Below are 11826 nucleotides of genomic sequence, written 5' to 3'. Positions count from 1 at the left end.
ACCCTGGTGTTGCGCCCGTTTTCCGTTTACTGCCGTCATTCAGGGGCTAACCGTGTAAATCGATGTTAAGTATGGCGGCGGGGCGCCGTTTCAAGGCCGGTTCGCCCGGTATTCTATGTACGTTACGAAACATTCCATGTGAAATTCGCATGCTACAGTCGCCGTGAGTAGTAGTGCGTAGCGCGCATTGACAAAAAAAATCGACAAGGACAAGCATGGACCAGCATTCTCCGATCCCTCCCGCCACCAGCCGCCCGGCGCGTAAAAAGCGCACCCGTGTCATTGGCGGCACCATTGCCGTGCTGTCGATGGCCGCCCTGGGCTACCTGGCCTGGACGCTGATCAACCCCGCCCCCGGCGGCGGGGGCGGGCCGGGTGGCCCGGGCATGTCGGCAGGCGGGCCTGGCGGTGGTGGTGGCGGAGGTGGCGGCGGTGGTCGTGGCCCTGGCGGCCCGGGCGGCGGTCGGGGTGGCCCGGCGACGACGGTCGGTGTCGCGACCGCGACGGTGGCCAACATCCCGGTCACGCTCGAAGCGCTGGGCACCGTGGTGCCGGCCGCGATCGTGACGGTGCGCCCGCAAGTCTCGGGCGTGGTCCAGAAGATCCACTTTACCGAGGGCGAGCTGGTCAAGCCGGGTCAGGTGCTCGCGACGATCGACCCGCGCCCGTTCCAGATGGCCTTGCTGCAGGCGCGTGGTCAGCGCCAGCGCGACGAGGCGCAGCTCGACAGCGCGCGCGTCACGCTCAAGCGCTTCCAGACCCTGCTCGAACAGGATTCGATCGCGCGCCAGGAAGTCGATACCCAGGCCGCACTGGTCAAGCAGCTCGAAGGCACGGCGACGATCGACCGCGCCAATGAAGGCACGGCCCAGCTCAACCTTGATTACGCCACGGTGCGCGCTCCGATCGGCGGACGCGTCGGCCTGCGCACGGTCGACGTGGGCAACCTGGTGGGCAGTGGCGACACTGCCGGCATCGCCGTGATCACACAGCTGGCCCCGATCGACGTCGAATTCGCGGTGCCGCAAGATGGCTTGCCGGTGCTGCAGCAGCGCATCACGCAAGGCGCAAAGCTGCCGGCCACCGCGCTGGACCGCACCCGCACCGATGCACTGGCCACGGGCAGCTTCATCGCGCTGGACAACCAGGTCGACACGTCGACCGGCACCGTGCGTGCCAAGGCCCGCTTTGCCAACACCGACGCCAAACTGTTCCCGAGCCAGTTCGTCAACCTGCGCCTGACCGTCAACACGATCCAGAATGCGGTGCAGGTGCCGGTCACGGCGCTGCGCCACGGCACCGACGGCGACTTCGTCTACGTGCTCGACGCCGCCAAACGCACCGTGTCGCTGCGCATCGTCAAGCGCGGGCAGGCGACCGTGGACAAGGTGCAGATCGCCAGTGGCCTGAAAGCCGGTGAGCAGGTGATTACCGAAGGTGCCGACCGCCTGCGCGATGGCGCGAGCGTGGTGCTGCCGGGCGACAAGCCGGGCGGCGCGCGTGGTGCAGGGCAGGGCGGGCGCGAGGGCGCAGGCCGGCCGGCGCGGGGAGCACCGCAATGATGGTGCCGTATCCGGCGCACGGGAGTATCGCGTGAGTCCGTCAACCCCCTTCATCCAGCGGCCGGTCGCCACGGCCCTCCTGATGCTGGCGATCGTGCTGTCCGGCCTGGTGGGCTACCGCTTCCTGCCGCTGGCCGCGCTGCCGCAGGTCGACTTCCCGACCATCCAGGTGCAGACGCTGTACCCGGGCGCCAGTCCCGAAGTCATGGCGCGTACCGTCACCGCACCCCTCGAACGCCAGTTCGGCCAGATGGCCGGTTTGACCCGCATGAGTTCCACCAGCGCTGCCGGCGTGTCGATGGTCACGCTGCAGTTCGCGCTGGGCGAGACGCTCGACGTGGCCGAGCAGGAAGTGCAGGCCGCGATCAATGCCGGCGGCTCGCTGCTGCCGACCGATCTGCCAGCGCCACCGGTCTATGCCAAGGTCAATCCGGCCGACGCGCCGGTGCTCACGCTCGCGATCACGTCCGACACGCTGCCGCTGACCGAAGTCCAGAACCTCGTCAACACGCGCCTGGCCCTGAAGATCAGCCAGGTGTCCGGTGTGGGCCAGGTGTCGCTGTCGGGCGGCCAGCGCCCGGCCGTGCGCATCCAGGCCGATACCGCTGCCCTCGCATCGTACGGGCTGGGCCTCGACACGCTGCGCACCGCGATCACCGCCGCCAACGCCAACAGCGCCAAGGGCAGTTTCGATGGCCCGACGCGTTCGTACGCGATCAATGCCAACGACCAACTGGTCACGGTGCCCGATTATCAGAACCTGATCGTCGCCTACCGCAACGGCGCGCCGGTCAAGCTGCTCGAGGTGGCGAAGGTTGTCGACAGCGCCGAGAACGTGCGCCTGGGCGCCTGGGCCAATATGAAGCCGGCCATCATCCTGAACGTGCAGCGCCAGCCGGGCGCGAACGTCATCGCCACCGTTGACGCAATCAAGGCGCGCCTGCCCGAACTGCAGGCGGGTCTGCCCAGCGCGCTGCGCATGGATGTGCTGAGCGACCGCACCACGGGCATTCGCGCCTCGGTCAAGCACGTGCAGATCGAACTGGTGCTGGCCGTGATCATGGTCGTGCTGGTGATCTTCGCCTTCCTGCACGATCTGCGCGCGACCGTGATTGCCAGCCTGGCCGTGCCGATCTCGCTGATCGGCAGTTTCGGCGTCATGTACCTGCTTGGCTACAGCCTGAACAACCTGTCGCTGATGGCGCTGACGATTGCGACCGGCTTTGTCGTCGACGATGCGATCGTCATGATCGAGAACATCGCGCGCTACATCGAAAAAGGCGAGGCGCCGATGGCCGCTGCGATCAAGGGCGCCACGCAGATCGGCTTTACCATCATTTCGCTGACCGTCTCGCTGATCGCCGTGCTGATTCCGCTGCTGTTCATGGGCGACGTGGTCGGGCGCCTGTTCCGCGAATTTGCGGTCACGCTGGCCATCACGATCCTGATCTCGGGTGTCGTGTCGCTCACGCTCGTGCCGATGATGGCCGGGCGCTGGCTGCGCAGCCACGACAATGAAAAACCAAGCCGCTTCGCCGTCAAGTTCCAGGCGTTCTTCGACCGCGTGATCGCGCGCTACGACGTGATGCTGGGCTGGGTGCTGAAGCGCCAGGGCCTGACCCTGCTCGTCGCGCTGGCCACCGTGGTGCTGACCGCCGTGATGTGGACGATCATCCCGAAAGGGCTGTTCCCGACCCAGGACACTGGCCAGTTGCAGGCGCGCGTGCAGGCACGCCAGTCGATCTCGTACACGGACATGGCCAAGCTGCAGCAGGAAGCGGCGCGCCGCATCATGCAGGATGCGGCGGTCGAATCGGTCGCCTCGTACGTCGGCGTCGACGCGGCCAATAACACGATGCTCCATACCGGCACCATGCTGATCAACCTGAAGGCCGATCGTGGCGACCAGGCCGAAACGATGGTGCGCCTGCGCGAGCGTGTCGCCAATGTGGCGGGTCTGCAGCTGTTCCTGCAGCCGACGCAGGATCTGACGATCGACGCCGAAAGCGGTCCGACCCAGTACCGGTTCTCGGTCGAAGGCGCCGACACTGACCTGGTCAACGAGTGGGCGCGCAAGCTCACGACCAAGATCGGCACCTTGCCCGAGCTGCGCACGGCCGTTACCGATGCCGGCGCGACCGGCGCTGCCGCCTTCATCGACATCGACCGCGACACCGCGTCGCGCCTGTCGATCACGGCCGCGTCGATTGACGATGCGCTCTACAGCGCCTACGGCCAGCGCATCGTCTCGACGATCTTCACCGAGACCAACCAGTACCGCGTGATTCTGGAGGCGCAGCAGGACAAGGCGATGTCGATTGCCGCGCTGGGCCGGCTGCAACTGCGCACCGGCTCGGGCCAGTCGACGCCGCTGTCGGCGGTGGCCACCATCAGTGAACGCCAGGCGCCGCTGCAGGTGATCCACGTGGCGCAGTACCCGGCGGCCACGGTCGGATTCGATACGGCGGCTGGCGCGTCGCTGGGCGATGCGGTGGCCGCGATCCGCGCCGCTGCCGTGGACATCAAGATGCCGGCGTCGGTCAGCATGACGTTCCTGGGCGCGTCCGGCGCCTACGAGTCGTCGCTGTCGAACCAGCTGTGGCTGATCATGGCGGCCGTCGTCTGCGTCTACATCGTGCTGGGCGTGCTGTATGAAAGTTATATCCACCCGCTGACCATCCTGTCGACGCTGCCATCGGCTGGCGTGGGAGCGCTGCTGGCGCTGTGGGTCAGTGGCCAGGGGCTGGGCGTGATCGGCATCATCGGCATGATCCTGTTGATCGGCATCGTCAAGAAGAACGCGATCATGATGATCGACTTTGCGATCGAGGCCGAGCGCGAAGAAGGCAAGTCGCCACTCGACGCGATCCGCCAGGCGGCCTTGCTGCGCTTCCGCCCGATCCTGATGACGACACTGGCAGCGCTGTTTGCGGCCGTGCCGCTGATGCTGGGTACGGGCGAGGGCGCCGAACTGCGCCGCCCACTGGGCCTGGCGATGTTCGGTGGCCTGGTCCTCAGCCAGCTGCTGACGTTGTTTACCACGCCGGTGATCTACCTGGCGTTCGACCGCACCGCGCGGCGCCTGACGGGTAAGGCGCAAGGTGACGCTGAAAGCAAGACCGAGGGAGCGGGCGCATGAACCTGTCGCGCCCCTTCGTCGAGCGGCCGATCGCCACGGTGCTGCTGACCATCGGCATCGCGCTGGCCGGCATCGCCGCCTACTTCGTGCTGCCGGTGGCGCCGCTGCCGCAGGTCGATTACCCGACCATTTCGGTGTCGGCGTCGCTGCCGGGCGCGAGTCCGGAAACGATGGCGTCGAGCGTGGCCACGCCGCTCGAGCGGCGCCTCGGCGCGATTGCCGGTGTCAATGAAATGACATCCAGCAGCGGCACCGGCTCGAGCCGGATCAACCTGCAGTTCGAGCTGAATCGCCAGATCGATTCCGCCGCGCGCGAAGTGCAGGCGGCGATCAGCGCCTCGCGCGCCGACCTGCCGGCCACGCTGCGCAGCAACCCGACCTACCGTAAAGCCAACCCGTCAGATGCGCCGGTGCTGATCCTGGCGCTGACGTCCAAGACCAAAGAGCCGGCCGAGATCTTCGAGTCGGTCTCGAACCTCGTGCAGCAGCGCCTGGCGCAGGTCAAGGGCGTCGGCGAAGTCGAAATCGGCGGCGGCTCGCTGCCGGCCGTGCGCGTCGAGCTGGTGCCGTATTCGCTGAACCGCTACGGCGTGTCAGCAGAGGATGTGCGCGCCGCGATCCAGGCCACCAACCCGAACCGTCCCAAGGGTGAGATCGATGGCAACGGCAACCGCCTGCAGATCTACTCGCAGCCGGCCGGGGGCGACGGCCGCAGCGCCGCCGATTACAAGGACCTCGTGGTCGCGTGGCGCAATGGCGCCGCCGTACGCCTGTCCGACGTGGCCACCGTGTTCGACGGCCCCGAGAACGTCTACACGCTGGGCCTGTTCAACGGACGGCCCGCCGTCATCGTGCTGGTCACGCGCCAGCCCGACGCGAACGTCATCGAGACCGTCGACGGCATCCGCGACCTGTTGCCATCGCTGCAGGCGCAGCTGCCCGGCGACATCCAGCTGGCGATCGCATCGGACCGTACCAATTCGATCCGCGCCTCGCTGCACGAGATCGAATTCACGCTGGTGCTGTCGATCGTGCTGGTGGTGGCCGTGGTCAGCGTGTTCCTGCGCAGCCTGCGCGCCACGGTGATTCCTGCGGTGGCGACGGTTGTCTCGCTGCTGGGCACCTTTGGCGTCATGTATGCGCTGGGCTTTTCGCTCAACAATCTGTCGCTGATGGCGCTGACGGTTGCCGCCGGCTTTGTCGTCGACGATGCCATCGTGGTGCTGGAAAATACGGCGCGCCATATCGAGAACGGCATGGACCGCATGGCCGCCGCCTTGCTCGGCGCGCGCGAAGTGGGCTTCACCGTGCTGTCGATTTCGCTGTCGCTGGTGGCCGTGTTCATCCCGCTGCTGTTCATGGGCGGGCAGGTGGGCCGCCTGTTCCGCGAATTTGCCGTCACGCTGTCGGCGGCGGTCATGATTTCGCTCGTGATCTCGCTGACCACCACGCCGATGATGTGCGCCTGGTTGCTGCGCGCCGAAGACAAGGACAAGAAGCCGGGACGCCTCGCGCGCTGGTCCGAAGGCGGCTTCGCGCGCGTGCTGCGCGTCTACGAGCATGCGCTGGACTGGGCGCTGGCCAGCAAGGTGCTGGTCATGATCATCCTGCTGTTTACGGTCGGCCTGAACATCTACCTGTTCACCAATGCACCGAAGGGCTTCTTCCCGCAGCAGGATTCTGGCCAGATGAATGGCGGCATCCGCGCCGACCAGAGCATCTCGTCGCAGGCCATGCAGAAGAAGATTTACCAGCTGGTCGAGATCATCCGCAAGGATCCGGCGGTTGAAACGGTCGTGGCGTTCACGGGCGGCGGGCGCGCCGGCGGCGGCTTCATGTTCGTCAACCTCAAGCCCGTGAGCGAGCGCGATGTCGCAGCACAGGCCGTGATCGCGCGTCTGCGTCCGCAACTGGCCAAGGTCACCGGCATCTCGATCTTCCTGAACCCGGTGCAGGACTTGCGCATGGGCGGGCGTTCGAGCAACTCGACCTACCAGTACACGCTCAAGAGCGACAACGCGGAAGACCTCAAGCTGTGGGCTGCCAGACTGGCCGAGGCCATGAAAGGGCAGCCCGCGCTGGTCGACGTCGACACCGACCAGGCCGAGAACGGCGTGGAAACCTATGTCACCATCGACAAGGAGAGTGCGGCGCGCATGGGCATCAGCACGCGCGACGTGACCAATGCGCTGTACAACGCGTTCGGCCAGCGCCAGGTGGCGAACATCTACGATGAGCTGAACCAGTATCACGTGGTGATGGGCGTGGCGCAGAAATATGCACAGTCGCCCGAGGCGCTCAAGGACGTGTACGTGCCGGCGCGGGCCGCCGGCGGGAGCCAGAACGTGGTCTCGTCCAGCACCGGCACGGCCGCCGCCGCTGGCGCTGCGGGCGCGGCGACATCGGCGACCGCGAGCCTGACGGCCGCGCGCGATCCGTCCGGCGGCCAGGCGCTGGCCGACAGCGCCGCGACGATGGTGCCGCTGTCGGCAATCGCCAGCTTCGCCGAAAGCGCGACCGCAACTTCAGTCAGCCACCAGGATGGCGAACTGGCCACCACGGTGTCGTACAACCTGAACGAAGGCTTCACGCTGACCGACGGCGAAGCCGCCGTGCGCCAGGCCGAAGCCGACATCGGCATGCCGACCAATGTGCGTGGCAGTTCCCAGGGCACCGCCGCAGCGGCGCAGGCCTCGAGCCAGGAGCAGCCGCTGCTGATCCTGGCCGCCATCGTGGTCATCTATATCGTGCTCGGGATTCTGTACGAAAGCCTGATTCACCCGATCACCGTGCTCTCGACGCTGCCGTCGGCCGGTGTGGGCGCCGTGCTGGCGCTGTTGCTGTTCAAGATGGAGTTCTCGATCATCGCGCTGATCGGCGTGTTCCTGTTGATCGGCATCGTGAAGAAGAATGCGATCCTGATCATCGACTTCGCGCTGGAGGCCGAACGCGCGCGGGGCCTCACCGCAATGGAAGCGGTGCGCGAAGCGTGCATGCTGCGCTTCCGCCCGATCCTGATGACGACGCTGGCCGCCGCGCTGGGCGCGTTGCCGCTGGCGATCGGCTTCGGCGAAGGCTCCGAACTGCGCCGGCCGCTGGGCATTGCCATCATCGGCGGCCTGGTCGCGAGTCAGCTCCTGACACTGCTTACCACGCCGGTCGTGTATGTCCTGCTCGACAAGCTGCGCACCCGCAAACCCGATGAACACGCGTTGACCCGCCACCCGCACGACGTCGATCCGACGCCGGGGACCGGTCCATCGCTCGCCAAACCATGATGCCCATGCAAATCTCTGCTTCCCTGCGCCTGACCGTCCTCGCACTGGCCCTCGGTCTTGGCGGCTGCGCCGTCGGCCCGGCCTACGAACGGCCTGCGGCGCTGCCTGCCGGTCCGCTGCCCGAATCGTACAAGGGCGTCAACGCGCCCTTGCCGGGCTGGGCGCCTGCCGCGCCCGCCGACACACTCGAACGCGGTCCCTGGTGGCAGCTGTTCAACGACCCGGAGCTCGATCGCCTGAGCCGCCAGGTCGAGGTGGCCAACCAGAACATCGCGGTCGCCGTGGCCAACTATGCCCAGGCGCGCTCGATCGTCGCGCAGCAGCGCGCATCGCTGTTCCCGGTGGTGTCGCTTGGCGCTGGCGGCGACCGTGCCGGCGGTGGCGGTAGTGGCGGCAGCGGCGACACCAACCGCGGCGCCGCCAGCGCCTACCGCCTGCAGATCGGCGCGAGCTGGGAGCCGGACGTGTTCGGCCGCCTGCGCACGGCGGTCGACGCGGCCGAAGCCAGTGCCCAGGCCAGCGCCGCCGACCTGGCCAGCGTGCGCCTTGCGGCGCTTGGCGAGCTGGCGATCAACTACTTCTCGCTGCGCCAGACGGACGCCCAGATCGGCATGCTCACGGCCACCATCGAGGGCTATGAACGCGTGCTCCAGATCACGTCAAACCGCTTCGCGGCCGGCGTCTCCGCGCGCTCGGACGTGCTGCAGGCGCAGACGCAGCTGGCCACGGCGCGCAGCGATGCGCTTGGCCTCGAGCGCTCGCGCGCCGAACTCGAACACGCGATCGCGGTGCTGGTCGGCCAGAGTCCGTCGAGCTTTGCGCTGGCAAGCACGCCATGGCAGGTCGTGGTGCCGGCCGTACCGGTGGGCGTGCCATCCACGCTGCTGCAGCGCCGGCCCGACATCGCTGCCGCCGAACGGAATGTGGCCGTGGCCAATGCCGACATCGGCATCGCCCGCTCGGCCTACTTCCCGACCTTCGGGCTGTCGGCTTCATATGGCAACAACACGAGCCGCGTGGGCGACCTGTTCTCACTGTCGAACGCGGCCTGGTCGTTCGGCCTGTCGGCGGCGCAGACGCTGTTCAATGCCGGCGCCACGCGCGCCAGCGTCGAAGGCGCCGAGGCGCGCCACCAGGCCACGGTGGCCAGCTACCGTCAGGTGGTCCTGACGGCGTTTGCCGATGTCGAGAACGGCCTGGCCGCCACCCGCGTGCTCGAGCAGCAGCAGCAGTTGCGGGTCGAAGCCGCCGAAGCTGCGGGCCTGGTCGAAGAGCAGATCCTGAACCGCTACAAAGCGGGGCAGGTGAGCTATACCGAGGTCGTGCAGGCGCAGGTCACGGCGCTCAATGCGCGGCGCCAGCTGGTGCAGGTGCAGGCCGACCGCCAGACGGCGGCCGTGTCGCTGATTCAGGCGCTGGGCGGTGGCTGGGTCGAGGGCAGCAACGCCAACGCACCGGCAATTGTCAATTGAGGCGCGCCAGGGCTTACAATGACGCATCCGAGGCCCGAGCGACTTTATGAAAAAATGGATTGACCGTATGCTGGGCGCCGACAAGACGCCAGCCGTGGACGTGAGCGAACCGCCGGCCGGTGAACCTGCGGCCGACCTGGCCGTGCAGGTCGATGGTGCGTATTACCGCTGGCTGACCGCATCGGCCGGTTACGAGGCCACACCCGACGTCGAAGAACACCTGCTGGACCTGGTGCGCACGCTGGCGCTCGATCCGAACGCGGCCAGCGGCTTGGTGCCCCGCATCCCCGAACTGATCCCGGAACTGTTGCGCGACCTGGCCGACGACGCCGTCTCGCAGGGCGCGCTCGCGCGCTCGGTCGAGCGCGACACGGTGCTGGTGGCCGAAGTAATCCGCGAAGCCAACAGCGCGTATTACCGCCCGCTGCAGCCCATCAAGTCGCTCGATGCCGCGTTGTTGATGCTCGGTCAGAACGGCCTGCGCATGCTGCTGGCCAGGATCGCGTTTCGCCCGCTGTTGCGCATGGCCGACACCGGCTTTGCACGCCACGCGGCGCCGCTCGTCTGGCATCAGGCCGAGAAGTGCGCGCTGGCGTCGAGCCTGATGGCGCCGGGCATGGCTGCCGGCGTGTTCGAAGCTTACCTGGCGGGGCTGATGCAGAACCTGGGCTTGCTGGTGGCGTTCCGCCTGGCCGAACGTGCAGCCGAAGCGGGCAAGATTCCCGGCTCGAGCGAATTCGGCGCCCGTTTGTTTGCCGTCAGCCGCGCTCTGTCGGCGTCGATCGCAGCGCATTGGGAGTTCCCGCCGGATGTCGTGCATGCGATCGCCAGTACCGGCACGCCGGCCGCATCGGCGCTGGGCCGGGCGCTGGAGCGGGGCGACCAGATCGCCAAGCTGCACGTGCTGATCGATGCCCATGTCGTCGCGGAGGACGACAACCTCGTCACCGATGGCCTGAACAGCTTCGAACGGCGCTGCCTGGGCAAGCTGGCCGACGTTCGAGGCTAGCTCAGGGCGCCGGGCAAATCCGGTTGCGCCCACCCTGTTTGGCCGTGTAGAGCATCGCATCGGCCTGCACGAACAGTTCGTTTTCGCTGCGCTGCGCCGGAAACGCCGCCAGGCCGCCGCTGAACGAAAAGTGCCGTTCATCGCCCGGCGCGACCTGAAACGCAATGGCCCCGAAGGCCGCCCGCAGCGCATCCAGGCGGGGCCAGGCCTGCGCCAGCGTGCAATCCCAGAACACCACCACGAATTCTTCGCCGCCAAAGCGGCTGAGCAGATCGCGCTCGCCCATCTGCGGCGCCAGGCACAGGCATAGCCGCTTGATGACGATGTCGCCGAAATGGTGGCCCCAGGTGTCGTTGATGGTCTTGAACTTGTCGATGTCGATGACGCCGAATGCCAATGGCTTGTCTTCCAGCGTGGCCTGGCGGATCAGGTCCTGTGTTTTACGCCGCAGCCCGACCTTGTTGAGGAGGCCCGTGGCGCGGTCCTTGCCGATCAGATCCTTGTTGACGCGGATCTTGGCCGCGCGGTTGGCCAGTTGCGCTTCGAGCATGCCCGAGCCGGTGTCGGGCAACACCGCATCGAAGCCATCGCCCAGTGCGCGCCGGGCCAGGGCGTCGTCCGGGCGGCGCTGCAACAGCACGATTTCGCGCACCGGATCGGCCTCGATATTCTTTTGCAGTACGCGCGCCAGGGCGTCCACCCGCAGGTAGTCACTGTCGGGGATCAGCACGAGGTCGGGCTGCAATGCCTTGACGCGCAGGTGCAATGTGCACGGGTCGGCGTGGTAGCTGACATCGATGCGCTGGTCGCGCAGCGCCGCGTCATCGAGGCTGCCGGGCAGGCCGAGCGTGACCAGTGTGACGGCGTCGCCCCGCTTGCTTTGCACGAACAGGTTGAACAGCTTGTCGACCAGCACATCGTTGGCGATCGGTTTTTCGGCATACGCCAGGCAATGGCTGTCGACCAGCCGCTGCTGCAGCAGGAAGCGGCTGCCCTGGCGGCTCGATTGCAGGTACACATAGCTGTGACCGGGCGGCAGACGCGCCAGCAATTCACCCAGCATCAGCGTCTTGCGCGCATCCTGCAGGTCGGCCTGCATATTGTGCAGGGTGTCGAGGTCGATCACGAACAGACTGAGGCCGCGATCGGCGTCGACGGCCGCGACATACTGCCCCAGCTCACTGAAGAAGCGGATGTCGAAATCGTATTTGTGGGCATGCAGCAGCAACTCTGCCCGGTTGTCCTTGATGAAGAAACTCTGGCACAGATACAGGACAGTATGTCGGTACAGTGGCGACTCGCTTGTCATGTTTGCATGCCTTCCCTGGATGCCTGTCTTGCAAAACGACAATATTACATCCTGCCA

At 66.9% G+C, this 11826-nt stretch carries 6 protein-coding genes; 5 read left to right on the top strand and 1 reads right to left on the bottom strand.

Annotation, left to right across the window (positions count from 1 at the left end):
- The first annotated feature begins 215 nt into the window (after positions 1-215).
- The 5 genes from AC56LH_RS11405 to AC56LH_RS11385 are packed head-to-tail and all read left to right on the top strand — an operon-like array spanning position 216 to position 10460.
- Positions 216-1562, top strand: a complete 1347-nt coding sequence (locus AC56LH_RS11405) for an efflux RND transporter periplasmic adaptor subunit (RefSeq protein ID WP_499646082.1) — start codon at positions 216-218, stop codon at positions 1560-1562.
- Between the two features lie 31 nt (positions 1563-1593).
- Positions 1594-4701 (top strand): efflux RND transporter permease subunit, encoded by a 3108-nt coding sequence (locus AC56LH_RS11400; protein WP_499646080.1) that lies wholly within the window; start codon positions 1594-1596, stop codon positions 4699-4701.
- The gene (locus tag AC56LH_RS11395) at positions 4698-7979 is read left to right on the top strand and encodes an efflux RND transporter permease subunit (RefSeq protein WP_499646078.1); all 3282 of its coding nucleotides are present in this window, start codon (positions 4698-4700) and stop codon (positions 7977-7979) included. Before AC56LH_RS11400 ends, AC56LH_RS11395 begins: the two co-directional genes overlap by 4 nt.
- Before the next feature lie 5 nt (positions 7980-7984).
- Complete coding sequence (locus AC56LH_RS11390; RefSeq protein ID WP_499646076.1) at positions 7985-9451, top strand: efflux transporter outer membrane subunit; 1467 nt, start codon at positions 7985-7987, stop codon at positions 9449-9451.
- Positions 9452-9497: 46 nt separating this feature from the next.
- On the top strand, positions 9498-10460 hold the full coding sequence (locus AC56LH_RS11385) for an HDOD domain-containing protein (protein ID WP_499646074.1): 963 nt from the start codon (positions 9498-9500) through the stop codon (positions 10458-10460).
- A 1-nt stretch (position 10461) separates the two neighbouring features.
- Here AC56LH_RS11385 and AC56LH_RS11380 read toward each other — a convergent pair whose 3' ends face one another.
- Positions 10462-11769 (bottom strand): GGDEF domain-containing protein, encoded by a 1308-nt coding sequence (locus AC56LH_RS11380; RefSeq protein WP_499646072.1) that lies wholly within the window; start codon positions 11767-11769, stop codon positions 10462-10464.
- Positions 11770-11826: the final 57 nt, after the last annotated feature.

Source organism: Telluria sp. LT1R51-2, assembly GCF_059685775.1.
Note: the sequence above shows the minus strand (reverse complement) of the source record. Positions and strands in the feature narration are given on the sequence as shown.

Coding starts and splice junctions, on each gene's coding strand:
- AC56LH_RS11395 (WP_499646078.1), top strand. CDS start 4,698: ATGAACCTGTCGCGCCCCTTCGTCGAGCGGCCGATCGCCACGGTGCTG.
- AC56LH_RS11405 (WP_499646082.1), top strand. CDS start 216: ATGGACCAGCATTCTCCGATCCCTCCCGCCACCAGCCGCCCGGCGCGT.
- AC56LH_RS11380 (WP_499646072.1), bottom strand. CDS start 11,769: ATGACAAGCGAGTCGCCACTGTACCGACATACTGTCCTGTATCTGTGC.
- AC56LH_RS11385 (WP_499646074.1), top strand. CDS start 9,498: ATGAAAAAATGGATTGACCGTATGCTGGGCGCCGACAAGACGCCAGCC.
- AC56LH_RS11390 (WP_499646076.1), top strand. CDS start 7,985: ATGCAAATCTCTGCTTCCCTGCGCCTGACCGTCCTCGCACTGGCCCTC.